19 protein-coding genes are annotated in these 18,986 nt (G+C 57.6%); 10 read left to right on the top strand and 9 right to left on the bottom strand.

The features are described from left to right. Positions 1-32 precede the first annotated feature (32 nt). Together AC2FH6_RS04480 and AC2FH6_RS04485 are read right to left on the bottom strand one after the other, a co-directional pair. A complete protein-coding gene (locus tag AC2FH6_RS04480; RefSeq protein ID WP_142633040.1) occupies positions 33-362 on the bottom strand; it encodes a sarcosine oxidase subunit delta in 330 nt (109 codons plus the stop codon). 88 nt (positions 363-450) lie between these two features. After that, positions 451-1,695 carry a sarcosine oxidase subunit beta family protein gene (locus tag AC2FH6_RS04485; RefSeq protein ID WP_142633037.1) on the bottom strand — a complete coding sequence of 415 codons (1,245 nt, stop codon included), beginning with the start codon at positions 1,693-1,695 and terminating at the stop codon, positions 451-453. 195 nt (positions 1,696-1,890) lie between these two features. Here AC2FH6_RS04485 and ccmI point away from each other — a divergent pair, with 195 nt between their 5' ends. Genes ccmI through AC2FH6_RS04500 form a run of 3 tightly spaced genes read left to right on the top strand, consistent with a single transcriptional unit; the run spans position 1,891 to position 3,825 of the window. Beyond that, a complete protein-coding gene (gene ccmI / locus AC2FH6_RS04490) occupies positions 1,891-3,114 on the top strand; it encodes a c-type cytochrome biogenesis protein CcmI (RefSeq protein ID WP_496701369.1) in 1,224 nt (407 codons plus the stop codon). After that, positions 3,111-3,575, top strand: a complete 465-nt coding sequence (ruvX, locus tag AC2FH6_RS04495) for a Holliday junction resolvase RuvX (RefSeq protein WP_142633033.1) — start codon at positions 3,111-3,113, stop codon at positions 3,573-3,575. Before ccmI ends, ruvX begins: the two co-directional genes overlap by 4 nt. 16 nt (positions 3,576-3,591) lie before the next feature. Beyond that, positions 3,592-3,825 carry a DUF1289 domain-containing protein gene (locus tag AC2FH6_RS04500; protein WP_142633031.1) on the top strand — a complete coding sequence of 78 codons (234 nt, stop codon included), beginning with the start codon at positions 3,592-3,594 and terminating at the stop codon, positions 3,823-3,825. Positions 3,826-4,082: 257 nt separating this feature from the next. Here the strand turns inward: AC2FH6_RS04500 and AC2FH6_RS04505 are convergent, their stop codons facing one another. The 5 genes from AC2FH6_RS04505 to AC2FH6_RS04525 all read right to left on the bottom strand — a co-directional run bounded on the left by AC2FH6_RS04505 (position 4,083) and on the right by AC2FH6_RS04525 (position 8,222). After that, positions 4,083-4,811: a SpoIIAA family protein gene (locus AC2FH6_RS04505; protein WP_496701371.1), complete on the bottom strand. Its 729-nt coding sequence runs from the start codon at positions 4,809-4,811 to the stop codon at positions 4,083-4,085. Positions 4,812-4,846: 35 nt separating this feature from the next. After that, entirely contained in the window at positions 4,847-5,602 is a 756-nt protein-coding gene (locus AC2FH6_RS04510) for a hypothetical protein (protein ID WP_496701373.1), read from the bottom strand. A gap of 23 nt (positions 5,603-5,625) precedes the next feature. Then, positions 5,626-6,450 (bottom strand): sulfite exporter TauE/SafE family protein, encoded by an 825-nt coding sequence (locus AC2FH6_RS04515; protein ID WP_281971883.1) that lies wholly within the window; start codon positions 6,448-6,450, stop codon positions 5,626-5,628. Between the two features lie 38 nt (positions 6,451-6,488). Beyond that, positions 6,489-7,484 (bottom strand): tRNA dihydrouridine(20/20a) synthase DusA, encoded by a 996-nt coding sequence (dusA, locus tag AC2FH6_RS04520; RefSeq protein WP_496701375.1) that lies wholly within the window; start codon positions 7,482-7,484, stop codon positions 6,489-6,491. Positions 7,485-7,610: 126 nt separating this feature from the next. Further along, the gene (locus AC2FH6_RS04525) at positions 7,611-8,222 is read right to left on the bottom strand and encodes a TetR/AcrR family transcriptional regulator (RefSeq protein ID WP_496701376.1); all 612 of its coding nucleotides are present in this window, start codon (positions 8,220-8,222) and stop codon (positions 7,611-7,613) included. 139 nt (positions 8,223-8,361) lie between these two features. On the opposite strand from AC2FH6_RS04525, the gene AC2FH6_RS04530 reads away from it, so the two are divergent. The 6 genes from AC2FH6_RS04530 (at position 8,362) to AC2FH6_RS04555 (ending at position 15,854) form a co-directional block, all read left to right on the top strand. Beyond that, complete coding sequence (locus tag AC2FH6_RS04530; RefSeq protein ID WP_496688520.1) at positions 8,362-8,826, top strand: (2Fe-2S)-binding protein; 465 nt, start codon at positions 8,362-8,364, stop codon at positions 8,824-8,826. A gap of 3 nt (positions 8,827-8,829) precedes the next feature. Beyond that, the gene (locus AC2FH6_RS04535) at positions 8,830-11,016 is read left to right on the top strand and encodes a molybdopterin cofactor-binding domain-containing protein (RefSeq protein WP_496701378.1); all 2,187 of its coding nucleotides are present in this window, start codon (positions 8,830-8,832) and stop codon (positions 11,014-11,016) included. 110 nt (positions 11,017-11,126) lie between these two features. Then, positions 11,127-12,446: a glutamine synthetase family protein gene (locus AC2FH6_RS04540; RefSeq protein WP_496701380.1), complete on the top strand. Its 1,320-nt coding sequence runs from the start codon at positions 11,127-11,129 to the stop codon at positions 12,444-12,446. Positions 12,447-12,504: 58 nt separating this feature from the next. Beyond that, positions 12,505-13,185: a type 1 glutamine amidotransferase gene (locus tag AC2FH6_RS04545; RefSeq protein ID WP_496695905.1), complete on the top strand. Its 681-nt coding sequence runs from the start codon at positions 12,505-12,507 to the stop codon at positions 13,183-13,185. Continuing rightward, positions 13,185-14,543, top strand: a complete 1,359-nt coding sequence (locus AC2FH6_RS04550; RefSeq protein WP_142633012.1) for a glutamine synthetase family protein — start codon at positions 13,185-13,187, stop codon at positions 14,541-14,543. Before AC2FH6_RS04545 ends, AC2FH6_RS04550 begins: the two co-directional genes overlap by 1 nt. A gap of 6 nt (positions 14,544-14,549) precedes the next feature. Further along, positions 14,550-15,854 (top strand): NAD(P)/FAD-dependent oxidoreductase, encoded by a 1,305-nt coding sequence (locus AC2FH6_RS04555; protein WP_496701381.1) that lies wholly within the window; start codon positions 14,550-14,552, stop codon positions 15,852-15,854. A gap of 21 nt (positions 15,855-15,875) precedes the next feature. Here AC2FH6_RS04555 and AC2FH6_RS04560 read toward each other — a convergent pair whose 3' ends face one another. After that, entirely contained in the window at positions 15,876-16,856 is a 981-nt protein-coding gene (locus AC2FH6_RS04560) for a formylglycine-generating enzyme family protein (protein WP_496700575.1), read from the bottom strand. 209 nt (positions 16,857-17,065) lie between these two features. Between AC2FH6_RS04560 and AC2FH6_RS04565 the strand changes: the two genes are divergently transcribed. Continuing rightward, the gene (locus AC2FH6_RS04565; protein ID WP_496701383.1) at positions 17,066-18,280 is read left to right on the top strand and encodes a DegT/DnrJ/EryC1/StrS family aminotransferase; all 1,215 of its coding nucleotides are present in this window, start codon (positions 17,066-17,068) and stop codon (positions 18,278-18,280) included. A gap of 62 nt (positions 18,281-18,342) precedes the next feature. On the opposite strand, the gene phaR is transcribed toward AC2FH6_RS04565, so the two are convergent. Beyond that, positions 18,343-18,897, bottom strand: a complete 555-nt coding sequence (phaR, locus tag AC2FH6_RS04570; protein ID WP_142633004.1) for a polyhydroxyalkanoate synthesis repressor PhaR — start codon at positions 18,895-18,897, stop codon at positions 18,343-18,345. Positions 18,898-18,986: the final 89 nt, after the last annotated feature.

Consider the following 18,986-nt stretch of genomic DNA (forward strand, 5'->3'; position numbering starts at 1 on the left):
TTCGCAGGCGGAATTACGGGTGGTGGCGCGGATCATTTGTATTCTCTCCACGTCCAGCCAGGGCGCTTGGCGGTGATCGCCTCGCGAATTTCTTTGGGCGGCTCAAACACCTGGGCAGAGTAGGTGCCGAAAACTTCGAGCGTTTGCGTGCAGCGCGCCGCGTGGAACCACTTGCCGCATCCATTCGCATGGCGCCAGCGTTCGAAATGAACGCCTTTAGGGTTTTCACGCATGAACAGGTAATCGTGGAAGTCACCATCCGACGAGCCCGGACCGAAACGCTTCAGATGCGCCTCGCCACCGGCGGCCAATTCGGTTTCTTCGGCATCGACGCCGCAATAGGGGCAATTCAGGATCAGCATATGTTCATCCTCTCGGCAGCAGGCGAGACCATGCTGCATGCGAAATCTGAGTAACGGGCGCGCGAGATTTTTCGCCGGAAAATCTGCATCAGTGCGCCACCCCGGCCGCGACGCTTTCGTCGATGAAGCGGCCTTCTTTGAAACGATCCAACGAGAACGCCTCGGTCAGCGGTGAATGGCCCGTGGCCATCAGCTGTGCCATGCCCCAGCCGGACCCTGGAATGGCCTTGAAGCCACCGGTGCCCCAGCCACCGTTGATGAAACAGTTCCCAAGCGGTGTTTTTGACAGGATGGGCGAGCGGTCGCCGGTCATATCCACGATCCCGCCCCATTGCCGCAGCATTTTCAGGCGTGAGATCATCGGGAAGGTCTCGACCAGCGCGCGCACAGTTTCTTCGATATGGTGGAAGCTGCCGCGTTGGGTGTAGTTGTTGAACCCGTCGGTGCCGCCACCGATCACCATCTCTCCCTTGTCGGATTGCGACATGTAGCCATGCACCGTGTTGGCCATCACGACCACGTCCATGCAGGGTTTGATCGGCTCAGACACCAGCGCCTGCAGAGCAATCGCCTCCAGCGGCAGACGGAAGCCCGCCATTTCGGCCAGTTGACCGGAATGGCCCGCAACCACGATGCCCAGCTTGTCACAGTCGATCGCACCTTTGGTGGTGTCGACACCGACAACACGACCATCCTGTGACCGAACCCCGGTCACTTCGCATTGCTGGATTATATCCATGCCCATGGCGGAACAAGCGCGCGCATAGCCCCAAGCCACCGCATCGTGACGGGCGGTGCCACCGCGTTCCTGCCACAGCGCACCCAGAACCGGATAGCGCGGGCCTTCGAGATTGATGATTGGTACCAGTTCCTTGACCCGTTCAGGTGTGATCCATTCAGTCTTTACACCCTGCAGCGCATTCGCATGAGCCGTGCGCTGATAGCCGCGGATTTCATGCTGGGTCTGCGCCAGCATCATCACGCCGCGCGGGCTGAACATGACGTTATAGTTCAGGTCCTGACTCAGATCCTCATAAAGGCTGCGCGCCTTTTCATAGATCGCGGCAGACGGATCCTGCAGATAGTTCGAGCGGATGATGGTTGTGTTCCGACCGGTATTACCACCGCCCAACCAGCCTTTTTCGATCACAGCGACATTCTGGATGCCATAGTTCTTACCCAGGTAATAGGCGGTTGCCAGACCATGGCCACCCGCCCCCACAATGACGGCGTCATAGCGTTTCTTGGGCTCGGGCGAACGCCAGGCGCGTTCCCATCCGGTATGATAGCGCAGCGCTTCGCGCGCCACAGCAAAGGCTGAATAGTGTTTCATAAGCGAATCCATCCGGTTCGGTGATTGGCGCAGGTATGCCGTGTAACCGCCTTTGGCCCCTGCCGTGCAACGCCATAATATCGCACTATTGCGACATCGCCCTTATTATTGCGACATGAAGCCCCCTCGCGGCCATTTGTCCCTTTTTTCCGCCCCGCCACAGGTCTAAGTCAGGACAGCCATCTTGGAGTTATCATGACCTTCTGGGCCCTCATCATAGCCACCGCCGTCCTGATAGCGGTTTTTCTTGGGATTTCGATACTGCGTAGGCGAGATACGCGCGAACCATCCACTGCGTATGACTTGCAGGTCTATCGTGAACAGTTGGCCAGCGTAGATCGAGACTTGGCCCGTGGTGTCATCGCTGACGCAGATGCCGAGCGAGTTCGCACGGAAATTTCACGCCGCATTCTTGCGGCTGATGCGCAGATGCAATCTTTGTCTGAACCGCAAGGGCCTTCCAAATGGATCTCGGTTACGGCATCCATATTTGTCGCGGTCATCCTGGTAGGCGGAGGATCCTGGATGTATCTGAAGCTTGGTGCAGCCGGGCTCCCCGATCAGCCCCTGTCATTGCGGCTAGAAATGGCCGATGCTCTGCGCACAGAGCGCCCCAGTCAGGCCGAGGCAGAAGCCGCCACGCCACCCGCACCACTGCCACAGCTTGACGAAAGCTATGCCTCTCTTCTCGGGCAACTACGCGAAACCGTTTCCGGTCGTCCTGATGACCTACAAGGACATATCCTTCTTGCCCAGCACGAGGCGAACGCAGGTAACTTCCATGCCGCCTACAAAGCGCAGCAACGTGTGATCGAACTGTCCGGGAATACTGCACCCGCAGATGTCTATTCGCATCTTGCCGAGATGATGATCCTTGCTACCAACGGATATATCTCGCCCGAAGCTGAAGACGCATTGAAACAGTCATTGCAGCGTGATCCACGCCATGGTCCGGCCTTGTATTACCTGGGACAGATGATGGTACAGGTCGGACGACCTGATATCGGTTACAGGATCTGGGTGGATGCACTTGGAAGCGCGCCGACAAATGCCCCCTGGGCAACGGCCATTCGCGCACAGATGGACGATCTGGCCTTTCGTGCGGGTGTGTTCAATGCCGCCCCTATACCAGCAGGGAACCCAGGCCCCGGTGAGGATGACATCGAGGCCGCTGCATCTCTGACCGCTGAGGAGCGCCAAGAGATGATCCTTGGCATGGTCGAGCAACTGTCAGACAGGCTTGCAACCGAAGGCGGTTCCCCCGAAGAATGGGCCCGGCTGATCGGTGCCCTTGGGGTGGTTGGCGACATCGACCGGGCCACCGCGATCTACGCCGAAGCCCAATCCGTATTCTCGGACAATGACAACGCACTGGATATCCTTGGTGCGGCAGCAGCTCAGGCTGGGGTGACCCAATGATCCATGACATTTTTGAGGAATTTGCAGGCGCGCTTGCGCCTATGAGCGCGTTGATCGGTCTCGATCTGGGAGAAAAGACTATCGGGGTTGCAGTCTCGGACCGGATGCGCGGTGTTGCTAGCCCGTTGGAGACCGTAAGGCGCAAGAAATTCACTCTGGATTCTGCCCGTCTGCTGGAAATCATAGCCGACCGTGAGATCGGGGGCATCCTACTGGGTCTGCCGAAAAACATGGATGGCAGCGAAGGGCCGCGCTGCCAGTCCACCCGTGCTTTTGCCCGAAACCTGTCCCGTTTGACCGAAGTTCCGATCGGGTTCTGGGACGAACGGCTCAGCACGGTTGCGGCAGAAAAGGCACTGCTTGAGGCGGATACGACACGAAAGCGTCGCGGACAGGTTATCGACCACGTCGCGGCAGGCTATATTCTGCAAGGCGCGCTGGACAGAATGCGCTTTCTCTAAGGATCGGAAAACGCTGATGTCGAACATGGTTTGGAAAAGGAACGAGGTCGAAAGCCCGTGCATCCAGATCTGCGTTGTGCACCCGACCGAGCGTATTTGTACCGGTTGCTACCGCACGATCGACGAAATCTCTCGCTGGTCGAAAATGGACAGCTCTGAGCGCGCCGATATCATGGCAGACCTACCGTCTCGCAAACCGCTGCTTGCCAAACGGCGCGGCGGCCGGGCGGGGCGGCTCAACAAGGCCTGAGATTTCCACAAAAGGATGTGATTGCTGAATCTGCACCGCTGCGGGCTGGTCTGAACTACGAGGGGGTCAAGTTCGTTGACAGCTGGTGAGTGAGTGGCAACCCACAGCGGCGCGTTTCAACAATCGATCCTCTGCAGTGGCTCGGCAGAGGAGTTCGATCTGTGTACGTCTTTTTTGACCAATCGATCAAGAAAAATCCTCGCTGATATTTCTGTGCCCTGACGTAAATGTCACAGCAGGCTCAAGCCGCTGCGTTTCTACCCAGACGCAAGCCATGTTTTGGCGTTCTGAATTTCCTCGGCGGGAAAGAACTGAGTGCGTGTGCCAAGGATGTGGCTGGCCACCCGTTGGGCCAGATGTTGCCAGGCTTTGTCGCCAACAACCGCTGCCCGATCCAGATTACCAATATGCCCCCGGGCCAGCCGAAAATGCGAGGCAAGCGCCGTAAGGCCTTGCCATCCGTCAAACTTGGACAGATCAATCAGCAGGCGAAACCCCTGTTTCTCCCGCAAAATGTAGTCCAGATCGGTTTCGGCCTTTTTGAATTCGTCAGGGTCGAGTTTTCCCATCAGGCTGACCTGCACGCAGGGGCCGCCCAGATCCATAACGTGAATAGAGCCCAGAGATTCGCGCAACCATCGGCGCGCTTCTTCAATATTCGCGTGATCGAATACCTGCACAGGGCAAGGGAAAAGTGGAGCCGCAAGCCGGATACTGGTCTGAACCCAACCCTGATCCGCCACCACTCCAATTCGGTCAAAGCCGCGCCAGTGGCTGAGGCCCAATTTTGTATCCGACCAAACCGCATTCAGATCGTACCCTTTGAACTCTGGCTGCACGATCGCCAACAACCGCACCGTGTCGTGTTCGGCCAGTGCGGCCTCAATCGCCGGGATCAATGTTGTGGAATAGTCCGTACCTGTCACTTCGCCGGAAAGCTCGATTTCAATCAATGCTCCGTCAGAGTTTTTGTGGACAGCAATCATCAAAAAATCCTCCAAATCTGTATAATGACAGAACGTTAGGAGGATTTGATCCATTCGGCCACACCGCCAGCGCATTCAGGCCGAAAATAGGCGATCATCCGGCCATCCGACCCAGCCTCAGCCCCGCTGCCCCATGGCGCTACCCCGTGCAGGCAGTGGCGGTGCAGCAGATAGGCCTCGCCCGGACGTGCGGGCAGTACGATGCGACGGCAAGTATCAAAGACCTCACGACGGGCAGCCTGATAAACATCTGTTATGTCCACCTGATCCAGAGTTTCCGGGCGTTTGTCTTCAAGTGCATCCGCAAATGCAGCCTGCATGATCTTGTGGCTACCTTCCCAAAGAACCATCGGGGACGCATTCTCGCTGGCATCAGTCAATGGAATGCCCAGTATCCACGCATGCGGTTCCTCGACCCTTCGGCGCCTGTCCGGGCCGGACGGGCGTAAACCATCCACATGGGCCGCATCCCGCTTTGCTCGATACTGGGCAGCAGCCTCGCCCTCTCCGCGCCGGGGCAACGGGTAGCCGGGGAAAATGACCGAGACCTGGGCTTTGTGCAATGGCAACGACCCATAACGCGACACTATGAAATCCATGACGGCCCCGGTCAGAACCGGGGAACCCTGGACCCTGCCCTCGGTGTCGTTGTTCAGCGCGTCGACCCCAATGAACCAAGTCCCTTCACAGTCCAGCCAATGCGCGAATTCCGGATCCGTCGCAGCAGCGCGTGCTGCGGGCAGCGCATAAGATACCCAGTCCAGAATAGCCCGGTCGTGGGGAAATTTCACCCAGCCCTTTTCCTCGAAAGAACTCAAAAACCCAACGCCTTGCGTAACATATTCAGGGCGACCAGAGTCAGGAAGACCGCGAATATCCGCTTGAGCGGCTTTGGATCCATCGCATGGGCCAACTTTACGCCCCAAGGCGCAGTGATCATGGTCATGGCGACCACAATCCCAAAGGCAATCAGATTGACGGCGCCGATGGTAAAGGGCGGGCGGTGTTCAGGGGCAATTTCGAGAAACAGGAACCCCATGACCGAGGGCACAGCGATGATCACGCCAAACCCGGCAGCCGTGGCCACAGCCCGGTGAATTGGCGTGTTGAACAAGCTCATTAACGGTACGCCAAAGCTGCCGCCGCCAATGCCCATAAGCACCGACAGGAACCCGACCGAGGGCGACAGAAGCGCGCGTTTCAGGCCCTTGGGCATGGCGTCTCCAAGTCGCCATTCGGATTTACCCAGACCAAGATAGGCACCAATCACCATACCCAATACACCGAACAGGGCTTGCAATGCCTCGGTCCGAAGAGCGGATGCCACCATCACGCCCAACACCGCACCGATGGCGATGCCCGGACCCCAACTGCGCAGGATATCCCAATCAACGGCACCCTTTTTGTTATGTGCCAGAACCGACCGCAGTGAGGTTACGATAATCGTTGCCAGTGAGGTGGCGAGGCACAGCTGCATCAACTGCGGGCCGCCATACCCAAGGGTCTGAAACGCATAGAAAAAAGCAGGGACCAGCACGATGCCTCCACCGACACCCAACAGACCCGCCAAAACGCCTGCCAGCGCTCCGATCACCAGCAGAAGAACCAGCATCTGAGCAAGCAACATTACTTCGGGCATCATTCCCCCCAACCGACCTTTTGCCGTATTGCCACCATTCAGGCCTCGGTCAGAGGCGCGACATGATCCAGTGCCTGCAACATAACCTCGGGGCCCGCCCCGTCATGCACCGCACCTTCAGACAGGGTCCGTCGCCAAGCCCGCGCACCCGGCCGTCCTGCGAACAGGCCAAGCATATGTCGCGTAATCTGGTGCAAGCGCCCTCCGCCAGCAAGATGGCATTCGATATAAGGCACCATTTTCCGGGCAACAGCAAACGGGTCGGCGGTCTGACCGACCCCAAAAATCACAGGATCCGCTGTGGACAGAACATCTGACGGCTGATGATACGCAGCCCGCCCGATCATGACACCATCCAGCCCTGCATCCAGATGCCCGCGCGCCTGTTCCAGATCAGCAATGCCACCATTTATAGAGATGTGCATATCCGGGAATTCCGCCTTCATCCGATGCACGAGATCATAATCCAGGGGTGGAATATCCCGGTTTTCTTTGGGGCTGAGCCCTTGCAGCCAGGCTTTGCGCGCGTGGATCGTGACCCGTGTGCATCCCGCTTGCCTGATCTGGCTCAGAAACTCAGGCAAAATGTCTTCGGGCTGTTGGTCGTCGACTCCAATGCGGCATTTGACCGTGACATCTACGTCCACGGCTTCGCGCATTGCGGCAACACAATCCGCAACGCGGTCAGGGGATTTCATCAGCACCGCACCAAAAGTGCCAGATTGCACTCGATCAGACGGGCAGCCACAATTCAGATTGATCTCATCATAACCAGCATCCGCCCCCAACCGGGCCGCTTGTGCCAATTCCTGAGGGTCCGACCCGCCCAGTTGCAGGGCCACGGGATGCTCCTGCGGGTTGTGGTCCAGCAAATGCAGCGCGCCACCCCGAACTAACGCAGGCGCTGTGACCATTTCAGTGTACAGCAGCGCCTCGGTGCTCAGCAACCGATGCAGATAGCGACAATGCCTGTCCGTCCAATCCATCATAGGGGCGACGCTCAGGCGTGCGGCTTGTCTTACCTTGTCATTCAATGCTGAGTCCTCGTCGCACCCGGTATCCAATCTGACGGATCGAAACCGCAAATTCCTGCCCTTCGAATCGGGCAGCCCGGGGTTTAGCATATTCGAAAGGGGCCGTCCTTGTGTCTGCCAACCGCGTTACCGATTGTCGACACCGTACCGGCAAATCATCATTTCGACGCTGCGCTGAATGGTATCAGACATTTCGTCCTGACTAAGTACAGACCCGCAAAAAACCATGGGCCAGAATGCCCTGCTCTTGATCAATCCGATGAATTCACGGCCTGCGACCTCAGGGTTGTCAATGCGCAGCTGACCATCTTCCGCTGCTTCTTTCAGCATGGCTGAGAAAATAGCGGTTTTGTCCAGCTTACCCTGCGCGGCGACCGCAAGGTCGGGATTGCGCAAGGTTTCGCTGATCACCATACGCGACATCGCCATCACCTCGGGTGACATCAGAATGCGCCCCTCGGCCCAGGCCAGATCGGTCAGTTGCTCTTGGATATCCCGGCCCTTTTCGTATCTGATATCCAACACCTCAGAGAAGCGGTTCGACAGCTCAACCACGATCGAGCGGAACAGGTTTTCCTTACTTTCGAAATACTTGTACAGTGTGCGCTTGGAGACCTCGGCCCGTGCCGAGATGCGATCCATACTGGCCGCCGAGAACCCCTTTTCCTGGAATTCAGCTACGGCAGCCTCGATGATCTGGGCATGCTTTGATGCTTTCGGTGCGCTGAGGTCATTCATGCTCCAAAGCTATAGACCCTTTGACATGAATCGGTCAAACGCTAGGTAAACTCTCGGGTTTACAACGCCCTGCCCCCTGCCTAAGGTAAACCCGCCAGTTTACCGATTCAGGTAGCCAGCCCAACAGGAGATCCCCCCAATGGCTTTGACATTGAAACTGAACGGCCAGACCCACACGGTTGAGGCCGAGCCCGGCACGCCCCTGCTGTGGGTAATCCGGGACGAACTGAAGATGACAGGAACCAAGTTCGGCTGCGGTGTCGCGTCCTGTGGGGCCTGCACCGTGCATCTGGACGGAGAGCCTGTGCGTTCTTGCCAGACGTATATCGAGGATGTCGAAGACGCCGAAATCACCACGATCGAAGCTGTCGGAAACAACGATATTGGCGCCGCGGTACAGCAGGCCTGGGTCGAATTGGACGTGGTTCAATGCGGTTACTGCCAATCCGGCCAGGTGATGTCGGCGGTCGGATTGCTGTCCGAAAACCCAAAGCCCAGCGTTGAAGAAATCGACGACTACATGTCCGGCAACGCCTGTCGCTGTGCCACCTATCAACGCATCCGCGCCGGTATCCAGCGCGCATCCGAAATTCTGGAGGCCTAATCCATGACCATCAACACCTCTCGCCGTGGTTTTCTGAAAGGCGCTGCTGCTACCGGTGCTGTCTTGCTAATTGGCGCCCGCCCCGATGGCGTTCTGGCTGCGGCCTCATCTGAGACGACGCAACTCAACCCGTTTGTGAAAATTGACGCCGACGGCACCGTAACCGCCATCGTCAAGCATTTCGAAAAGGGTCAGGGCCCTGCGACCGGCCTGCCGACGCTGATCGCCGAGGAGATCGGCGTGTCCATGGACCAGATCGAATACGAATTCGCGCCCTCTAACCCCCAAGTCTATAACAATCTGCTGTTTGGCCCCTTCCAAGGCACCGGCGGCTCGACCGCGATGGCGAATTCCTGGCTGCAATACCGTCAGGCTGGCGCTGCCGCCCGCGAGATGCTGATCAATGCCGCCGCCCAAAGCTGGGGTGTGGATGCGTCCGGCATCACCATTGAGGAGGGCATCGTCAAAGCAGGCGATCAATCCGCCCCGATTGCCGATTTTGTGGCGGCCGCTTCGCAGATTGAGGCGCCGACCGAGCCGCGCCTGAAAGACCCCTCGGAATTCCGCCTGATCGGAAACGAGTCCGTGCGTCGCACGGATTCGGCCATCAAGGGCAACGGACAGGCGATGTACGCCATGGATGTCCACCTGCCCAACCAGATGGTTGCGATGATCAAACGTCCGGAGTCGCGCGGTGGTGTTGTCATCAGCTTTGACGACAGCGCCTCGAAAGAGGTCAAAGGCTATATCAGCGCCACCACACTGCCCAATCAGGCAGGCGTTGCGGTCTATGCCGAAAACACCTGGGCCGCAATTCAGGCCCGTGACGCGCTAGAGGTCGAATGGGACATGTCTGGCGCTGAAACGCGCGGCTCGGATCAGATAAAGGCCGAGATCATGGACGCGCTGAATGCCCAGCCGACCTATAACGTGAACAAGGCAGATGTTGCCACGGTTTCGGCGGCGATCGAAGCGGCGGATACGGTCGTAGAAAAAACTTTTTACTACCCGCTCCTCGCCCATGCTCCGATGGAGCCACTGAACTGCACAATCGAACAGACAGCAGAGGGTGACATCGTTCTGCATGATGGTGCTCAGATGCCAACCGGTCCGCACATGGCGTATCAGCAAATCTTTCAGCTGCCACCCGAGAAAATCCACATCAGAACGATGCTGGCCGGCGGGTCTTTCGGACGTCGCGCAACACCGGATGCGGATTATCAGGTTGAGGCCGCGTTGGCCTTTGTTGTCACCGACCGCTCGCGCCCGGTCAAACTGGTCTGGACGCGGGAAGACGACATTCGCAGCGGGTATTACCGCCCGGCCTTCGGCCACAAAGTTCGTGTCGGGTTGAATGCGGAGGGGAATATCGTCGGATGGCAGCATCAGGTCGCAGGGCAATCGATCATGAAGGGCACCCCGTTCGAAGCGGTTGCAGTGCATGACGGCGTCGACCACAGCTCGATCGAGGGCATCGCAGACAGCCCCTATGATATTCCGGGGATGGCGCTTGGACTGACCGACACACCCAAGGCCACATCGGTCCTATGGTGGCGGTCGGTAGGACATACCCACACTGCCTATACGATGGAAACAATGATGGATTTGGCCGCCACCGCCGCGGGCCGTGACCCGGTTGAGTTCCGTCTCGCACATCTGGCGGATGCGGGTAATGCAGACCAACAGCGCAAGGCCTCAGTTCTGAAACTTGCGGCCGAGAAAGCAGATTGGGGCAACGTCCCTGCCGGTCGCGCGCAAGGTATTGCGGTGCACAAATCCTTTGGTTCTTATGTGGCTGAGGTGGTCGAAATCTCGGGCGATCCGGATGACGGCATCAAGATCGAAAAGGTTACCTGTGCTGTCGATTGCGGTATCGCGGTGAACCCCGACGTGGTGCGTGCCCAGATGGAAGGTGGGATTGGCTATGGCATCGGGCATGTGATGCGCGATCAGATCACACTGACCGGCGGTTCCGTGGATCAATACAACTTCCCGGATTACGAGCCCCTTCGGATCGGCGATATAGCTACAATCGACGTCCACATCCTGCCCTCGGCCGAAGCCCCCACGGGCGTGGGCGAACCCGGCACGCCGCCTTCGGCCCCCGCGCTCGCGAACGCAATCAAGGCAATGTCGGGGACCTTGATTGCCGATCTGCCGATGGCCGAGAACGGCATAAGCTTTGCATAAGGTCCCGACCCCGCGCCGAAAAAAACGGCGCGGGGATAATTTGATCAAATTTCGTGACAAGGCGCTTTGTGTCGATTAAACCTCGGGGTACCAGAGTGATGGAGACGCCGATGGACCTGAACGCCCTACACAGTTTTCGCGTAGCGGCCTGCGACCTTAACGGTCAGCTGCGCGGCAAACGCGTGCCTCCTTCTTATGCTGACAAGCTGAGTAAAGGTGTGGTGCGGATGCCCTTTTCGGCATTGAATGTTGATCTGTGGGGCGCGGATATCGAGGATAGTCCGCTTGTGTTTGAATCAGGCGACGCGGACGGCATATTACTGCCAACCGAGCGTGGCCCCGTCCCTGTTCCTTGGCTTGAAACCGAAACAGCGCTGGTATTGATGTCCCTGTATGACGATCAGGGCGCGCCCTTTGCCGGCGACCCTCGCCATGCTCTGACCTCGGTGCTGCAACGCTATGCCGAGCGTGGCTGGTCTGTTGTTGCGGCGACCGAGCTGGAATTCACGCTATTGGACTCATCAGGTGCACGACCGGTGCCTCCGATCAATCCTTTGACGGGGCGACGGCTGGTCGACGAGGCAGTCCTGTCCATGGCGGAAATGGATGCGTTCGACGCCTTTTTCACAGACCTCTATGACGGATGCGAGGCAATGAGCATCCCGGCTCAAACCGCCATTTCCGAAAGCGGGATTGGCCAGTTTGAAATCAACCTGAACCATCAGGACGCCATGCGCTGCGCAGATGATACGTTGCTTTTCAAGGTGTTGACTCGTGGCCTTGCACGCAAACATGGGTTTACCGCAACTTTCATGGCCAAACCCTATGCCCAGGATGCGGGCAATGGGATGCATGTCCATTTTTCGGTCGTCGACCAGGATGGGCAAAATATCTTTGACAATGGCGGGCCTGAAGGCACTGATCTTTTGCGCTCGGCCATAGCCGGATGTCTGTCTGCAATGCCTGGTTCAACTCTGATTTTTGCACCGCACGGGAACTCCTACACCCGGCTTGTCCCCGGCGCCCATGCCCCAACTGAGGCATGCTGGGCTTATGAAAATCGCACTGCCGCGCTGCGCGTTCCCGGCGGCGCGCCCTCTGCCCGCAGGATCGAACATCGCGTTGCTGGTGGTGACATCAATCCCTACCTCATGCTGAGCGCCGTGCTCGGTGCGGCGCTGAACGGCATCGAGGACGGAACTGAACCGCCAGCTCCGATCACGGGCAACGCATATGAGATCGACGGCCTGCCGCAACTCGCTGGCGACTGGGCTTCAGCCATCACCGCCCTTGAAACCGATCCGCAAGTTGCGCGCATCTTTCCCGCCCCGCTGATCAGCAATCTCGCCATGACAAAGCGACAAGAGATCCTGCGCTTTGACGAACGCCCACCCGAGGAGCATTGGCTAAGTTATCTCGAGGCGGTTTGAGCCCCTTGCCCGCTTCGTTCTGCTCAGCTAGAATAAATTTGATCAAATTTGGTGACCCATGAAAATCGGTATCCTTGTAACCGGCCACCCCCCTGACGAATTGCACGATCAGTTCGGTGAGTATGACGGCATGTTTCGCGCGCTGCTGGATGGCAACGGCTTTGAGTTTGTGACCTATGCGGTTGTCGACGATCACTTTCCGCAAAGTTTTGACGATGCTGATGGATGGATCATCACCGGCTCGCGCTATGGCGCCTATGAGGACCATGCCTGGATTCGCAAGCTCGAAGCGCTGATCCGCGACATCCATCAAAGCGGCAAACCACTGATCGGCATATGCTTTGGTCATCAAGTCATTGCGCAAGCCCTTGGCGGGAAAGTTGAAAAGTTCAAACAGGGCTGGGCCGTGGGGCGGACGGACTACGATTTGGACGGACAGATCGTCACTTTGAATGCCTGGCATCAGGACCAGGTGGTAGAGCTGCCCGCCGGTGCACAAGTAACCGGTTCGAACGCCTTTTGCCAGAATGCCATGCTGGCCTATGGCGACACGATCTGGACCGTTCAGGCCCACCCGGAGTATGGCGACAGCTTCATCGAAGGGCTGATGGACACACGCGGCAAAGGAGTCGTTCCAGACAATCTGATGCAGGCCGCCGCCGACCGCCTGCCCACCCGCGACGACAGTCCGAAGATCGGACAGTTCATGGCAGAGTTTTTGAAGAAAGAGAGGGCCTGATGGCCGATTGGACAGAACAACTGCCACAGGCAGCCCGTACCTATTTTGAAGGTCACCGATTGGATGAGGTCGAGTGCATCATCTCTGACCTGCCCGGCATCGCGCGCGGGAAAGCGGTTCCGGCCACCAAATTTGCACGCCAGTCCTACTTCCATCTACCCGATAGTATCTTTTACCAGACTATCACCGGGGACTGGGGCGAAGCCGCCGGAGAGGACGGCTTCATTGAACGGGACATGATCCTTAAGCCTGACTTTTCGACTGCTTCCGCTGCTCCTTGGACGGGTGACTGGACACTGCAGGTGATCCACGACGCCTATGACCGGGACGGAGAGCCGATCCCGTTCAGCCCACGCAACGTGTTGAAGCGCGTCGTAAAAATGTATCACGACAAAGGCTGGAAACCGATTGTCGCGCCAGAGATGGAGTTCTTTCTGGTCGCCCCCAATGTCGACCCCGCGCAGGGGATCAAACCGATGATGGGCCGTTCGGGTCGTCCGGCGGCCGCGCGGCAGGCCTATTCGATGACAGCGGTGGATGAATTCGGCCCGGTGATCGACGACATCTATGACTTTGCCGAACATCAGGGATTCGAGATTGACGGCATCACCCAGGAAGGCGGCGCCGGACAGCTTGAAATCAACCTGCGCCATGGTGATCCGGTCAAGTTGGCAGATGAAGTGTTCTATTTCAAACGCCTGATCCGCGAAGCCGCGTTGCGACACAACTGCTTTGCGACCTTCATGGCGAAACCGATTGCGGATGAGCCCGGATCGGCCATGCACATCCACCACTCGATCACCGAGATCGAAACCGGACAGAATATCTTTTCCGGACCTCAGGGCGGCGAAACGGATGCATTCTATAACTTCATTGCAGGGCTGCAAAACCACTTGCCTGCAGGCCTGGCAGTCATGGCACCTTATGTGAACTCGTACCGCCGCTACGTGAAAGACCATGCCGCGCCGATCAATCTGGAATGGGCTCGTGACAACCGCACGACCGGCATCCGTGTTCCCCTGTCCGGCCCCGAGGCGCGGCGCGTTGAAAATCGTATCGCAGGCATGGACTGCAACCCTTATCTGGGCATCGCCTTGTCGCTCGCCTGCGGCTATCTCGGCCTGACCCAGCAGGAACGTCCGCGCCGTCAGTTTTATGGCGACGCCTACGAAGGTGACGGTGATATCCCGCAGGTCATGGGCAATGCGCTGGACCTGTTTGATCAGGCCACCGCCCTGCACGAAGTGCTGGGTCCGGAATTTGCCCGCGTCTATGGCATTGTAAAACGTGCCGAGTATGAAGAGTTTCTACAGGTCATCTCTCCGTGGGAGCGTGAGCACCTGCTCATGAACGTTTAAGCCGCGATGAATCTCCTCTATTCCAACGACCGCAAGGCCGAGTATCCGGCCAGCTGGTATGCCGCGACGGCCAACACACTCGACCGTTTTCCCGCGCTTGCTGGGGATACCAAAGCGGATGTCTGCGTGGTCGGTGGCGGCTATACCGGACTGTCCGCCGCGCTGCATCTGGCCGAGGCCGGGTTCGACGTCGTGCTGCTTGAGGCGCATCGCGTTGGTTTCGGAGCGTCAGGCCGCAATGGCGGGCAGCTGGGCAGCGCCCAGCGGATGGATCAGGAAGACCTTGAACGCCTGGTCGGCGATGACGATGCCGCTAAGCTGTGGGATCTGGCCGAAGATGCCAAGGATCTGGTCAAATCGCTGATCGAAAAGCACAAAATCGACTGTGATCTGAAACCGGGCGTGGCGGTTCTGGGCCTCAGCACCGGGGATCAGCAAGACCTCCACGATCACGCCGCGCATCTGTTGGCGCGATATGGGTATGACCAAATGGAGCTGCTGGACGAAGGCGCGGCGCATGGCTTGTGCCCATCCCCAACCTATCGCGGAGGTTATCTGGACATGGGGGCGGCGCACCTGCATCCGTTGAACTTTGCCTTGGGGCTGGCTGATGCCGCAGCCAAGGCCGGCGTGCGCATCTTTGAGGGTACCGAAGTCACCGGGATCGACGAGACCGATCCGGCCATCGTGCAAACCCCACAGGGAAAGGTGACGGCCAACCACGTCATATTGGCCTGCAACGGGTATCTCGGTGATCTGAACGGCAAGGTGGCGTCGCGCGTCATGCCGATCAACAATTTCATCGCCGCGACCGAGCCTTTGGGCACCGATGCCGCCCGCGTCCTGACCCGGGATGTCGCCGTCGCTGATACCAAGTTTGTGGTAAATTACTTCCGCCTGAGCGCCGACAACCGCCTGCTATTCGGCGGCGGGGAAAGCTATGGCTACCGCTTCCCGACAGATATCGCCTCCAAGGTGCGCAAGCCGATGACCGAGATTTTCCCGCATCTGCGCGATGTAAAGATCGACTATGCCTGGGGCGGTACTCTGGGCATCACTATGCGGCGGATGCCCTATCTGACGCGGGTTGCGCCCAATATCCTGTCGGCCTCGGGCTATTCCGGCCATGGGGTCGGCACGGCCACCCATGCCGGGCAGTTGATGGCGATGGCCATTCAAGGCCAGGCCGAGGGGTTCGACACCATGTCCCGCGTACCCGCCATGCCCTTCCCCGGAGGCCCTTCCCTGCGCAGCCCGTTGCTGGTGCTGGCGATGACATGGTTCTCCCTGCGGGACCGGCTGGGATTCTGATTTCGAGATTGTCAGAGAAACTCACTTAAACTCTCTCAGGATACGAAAGCCCGTCAATTTTGACCGCCAATCAATGCCCGCCCCACCGCGACTTGCAGCGCGCGAAAAATCCATAGCAAATGGATAAGAACCGCCTTTTACAACCCGCCTGTGACAATCGACTGATCTCGCCATCTCTAAGTGCTGGCTGGAAGTCGACCAACCCGGGTGCGTCGCTGTCCAGCAGGACATCGTTCTTTCCCCGACATTCCCCGACATATGCTGAAGACCCCAAGCATTGGAGGCATCAAGTTCATCAACGCGAACTGGGTAACCGCGCCACACTAAATCCGGCCGCTTTTCACCAATCATCTCTTCTGTCGGTTTGGCATGGAAATTGGCCTGATCCGTCGTAACTTCCTCTCCTTGCGCAAAAGGAGTCTGCGTTCCGGCACGGGCGGCATATTCCCATTCGGCTTCCGTTGGTAAGCGGTAGGCATCTATCCCGAGTTTTTTGTTCAGCCAATCCGTGTAAGCCAAAGCATCCAAATAAGACACATCATTCACTGGATGATTGCCCGTAAGATCTATGCGCTCAAAACTATCGCCGATTACAAAATCTTCCGGCACATATTTGCTACATCCCCCATCTTCAACGCAGGCCATCCACTCATCACGGGTAACCTCGTTACGTCCCATGGCAAAGGACAGATCTATTCTGACGCTATGAACCGGACCTTCACGATGCGCGATATACGGCTCTTCCGCTGTCGCGGGGCGAAGCCCTTTTTCATCCCAATGAAAGTTTCGTTTCGATTCTCCCGGCGGTCCACCCATCAGAAACTCACCCAAAGGCAAGACAATCATTTCAGGGCAAACATCGCATTCCTGAAACATCACAAGCGGCGCAACTTCAGTGCCATCCGACAGAAGATAATCTGCGTGAACCGCCGAAGCGAAAGTTGAAAGCGCGCCACAAAGGGCCAAATGACTGATAGTCAATGCAGTGATCCAACCCATCATACGAGAACAACGTCAAAGAAGATCCATTGCCACCTTACTTCCCCCAAAGTTGCAAGTTCAAAAGAATTTCCCGCTACGCGGGGTAAGCCAACCTGTGTCTCTCTGACTACGACAGAATAGTGAAATTTCGCCACCCTGAAGATTAAGGGCTTGGATTGACACTTCATTAGCTTTATCTTTCCCAAAGATAGAATTCAGGAATGCCAAATATGACGCTGCCTCCGAACGTCCATGACGCCGAACCCATCCCCGCGGCCGCCCGCGACGCCATTGATGCCCTGATGCAGTCAGGCGACCTGTTCCGCTACACTGCGCCGCAGGACGCTCCGGTTGCGCTGCTCGAGTCGGAATTCGCGGAACTGCTGGGCACGAAATACGCGCTGGCTGTATCGTCCTGCTCGGCGGCACTGTTCCTATCGCTCAAGGCGCTGGGTTTGCCGCGGGACGCGCGGGTGCTGATACCGGGCTTTACCTTTGCGGCGGTGCCCTCATCGGTCATACATGCGGATTGCATCCCCGTATTGTGTGAGGTGGGTGACAATTATCGCATCGACATGGATGACTTTGCCGCCAAACTGGATAACGTGCAGGCCGTGATCATTAGCCATATGCGCGGACATACTTCGGATATGGACGCGATCATGACTCTGTGCAGCGCGCGCGACATTCCGGTGATCGAGGACGCAGCCCATTCGCTGGGGACAACTTGGCATGGCCGCAATATTGGGACGATTGGGAAGATCGGCTGTTTCTCGTTTCAGTCCTACAAGATGATCAATGCGGGCGAAGGTGGCATTCTGATAACCGACGACGCTGATCTGGTGGCGCGTGCCGTGATCATGTCCGGCGCCTACGAACATAACTGGAAGAAACACAAAGGTCCGCGTGGCGACAACTCATCGGAACTCGAAGAGGCCTTTGGCCGCTGGCAGAACCAGTTGCCGCTGTATAACCTGCGGATGAGCAACCTGAGCGCTGCAGTAATCCGTCCCCAGATGCCTGAATTGGCACGCCGTGTCGGCGATGGGTTGCAAAACCACGACTATGTGGCAGAGCGCCTGAACTCATCGCCCTATATCAACGTGCCTGCCCCGCTGGTGCCAGAACGCCGGGCGCCGGACTCGATCCAGTTCAATCTGGTTGACCTAAGCGATGATGATATCCGCGCCTTTGCCGCAGCATCCGAAGCACGCGGAGTGAAAGTTCAGGTATTCGGCCTGAGTGAAGACAACGCCCGTGCCTTTTGGAACTGGCAATTCCTGCCGGAACAGACCGAGCTGCCACAAACGCGAAACATGCTGATGAAAGCTTGCGACGTGCGCCTGCCTGTACGCCTGACAGGCGCGGAACTGGATGTGATCGCTGATATTCTGTTGGCTTCAGTAGGGGAAATTACCGCCCCGAAAATCGCATTTGGAACCTGAACAAGCTGAATTCAAACGAAAAGGCCCGCCAGCGGCGGGCCTATTTCATTGTGTGGACAAATTCAGTTCAGTTTAGACAGCTTTTGCTGCAACTCCGCCAACTGCTTCTTGATGTCGTCCAGATCCTCACTCGACTGGGGTTTGGCCTCGCTATCCGTTTCCGGACCGGACCAACTGCCGGAAATGCCGCTGGTCATCGCCTTCAGAAATGCCTTTTGCTGCGCTTGCAGTGCTTCGAAACCCGGAATCTGGGTCATCGGATTCATCGCAGACATGTTTTCCATCATTTTGCTTTGGCTTTCGCGCAGCATTTCGAACGAGCTTTGCAGGAATTGCGGCATCACTCCTCCGCCCGGCAACATATAGCTGCGCACAAGATCGTTCAGCACGTTCACCGGCAGGACATTCTCACCGCGGCTTTCATGCTCGGCAATGATTTGCAGCAGATATTGCCGTGTCAGATCATCCCCAGTCTTCAGGTCTATGATCTGAACTTCGCGACCGTCACGTATGAATGCCGCAATATCTTCGAGCGTGACATAGTCACTGGTTTCAGTGTTATACAGCCGACGGCTGGCATATCGTTTGATTAGCAACGGTTTTTCTTGTTCTGACACCGTCTACCCTCCCCAAGGAATGATGCATTGCAGCAGAGATTATGCGAGTGCAGAACAAAAAGAAAGGGCAGGTCTTTCGACCCGCCCAA

This window comes from Ruegeria sp. CDSC045, assembly GCF_059610725.1.

What these genes read in the sequence shown, in the direction of transcription:
- AC2FH6_RS04500 (WP_142633031.1), top strand. Translation starts at nt 3,592, where the DNA reads ATGTCGAACATGGTTTGGAAAAGGAACGAGGTCGAAAGCCCGTGCATC.
- AC2FH6_RS04515 (WP_281971883.1), bottom strand. Translation starts at nt 6,450, where the DNA reads ATGCCCGAAGTAATGTTGCTTGCTCAGATGCTGGTTCTTCTGCTGGTG.
- AC2FH6_RS04525 (WP_496701376.1), bottom strand. Translation starts at nt 8,222, where the DNA reads ATGAATGACCTCAGCGCACCGAAAGCATCAAAGCATGCCCAGATCATC.
- AC2FH6_RS04565 (WP_496701383.1), top strand. Translation starts at nt 17,066, where the DNA reads ATGACGCTGCCTCCGAACGTCCATGACGCCGAACCCATCCCCGCGGCC.
- AC2FH6_RS04550 (WP_142633012.1), top strand. Translation starts at nt 13,185, where the DNA reads ATGGCCGATTGGACAGAACAACTGCCACAGGCAGCCCGTACCTATTTT.
- AC2FH6_RS04485 (WP_142633037.1), bottom strand. Translation starts at nt 1,695, where the DNA reads ATGAAACACTATTCAGCCTTTGCTGTGGCGCGCGAAGCGCTGCGCTAT.
- AC2FH6_RS04540 (WP_496701380.1), top strand. Translation starts at nt 11,127, where the DNA reads ATGGACCTGAACGCCCTACACAGTTTTCGCGTAGCGGCCTGCGACCTT.
- AC2FH6_RS04505 (WP_496701371.1), bottom strand. Translation starts at nt 4,811, where the DNA reads ATGATTGCTGTCCACAAAAACTCTGACGGAGCATTGATTGAAATCGAG.
- ccmI (WP_496701369.1), top strand. Translation starts at nt 1,891, where the DNA reads ATGACCTTCTGGGCCCTCATCATAGCCACCGCCGTCCTGATAGCGGTT.
- AC2FH6_RS04480 (WP_142633040.1), bottom strand. Translation starts at nt 362, where the DNA reads ATGCTGATCCTGAATTGCCCCTATTGCGGCGTCGATGCCGAAGAAACC.
- AC2FH6_RS04560 (WP_496700575.1), bottom strand. Translation starts at nt 16,856, where the DNA reads ATGATGGGTTGGATCACTGCATTGACTATCAGTCATTTGGCCCTTTGT.
- AC2FH6_RS04535 (WP_496701378.1), top strand. Translation starts at nt 8,830, where the DNA reads ATGACCATCAACACCTCTCGCCGTGGTTTTCTGAAAGGCGCTGCTGCT.
- AC2FH6_RS04555 (WP_496701381.1), top strand. Translation starts at nt 14,550, where the DNA reads ATGAATCTCCTCTATTCCAACGACCGCAAGGCCGAGTATCCGGCCAGC.
- ruvX (WP_142633033.1), top strand. Translation starts at nt 3,111, where the DNA reads ATGATCCATGACATTTTTGAGGAATTTGCAGGCGCGCTTGCGCCTATG.
- AC2FH6_RS04530 (WP_496688520.1), top strand. Translation starts at nt 8,362, where the DNA reads ATGGCTTTGACATTGAAACTGAACGGCCAGACCCACACGGTTGAGGCC.
- AC2FH6_RS04545 (WP_496695905.1), top strand. Translation starts at nt 12,505, where the DNA reads ATGAAAATCGGTATCCTTGTAACCGGCCACCCCCCTGACGAATTGCAC.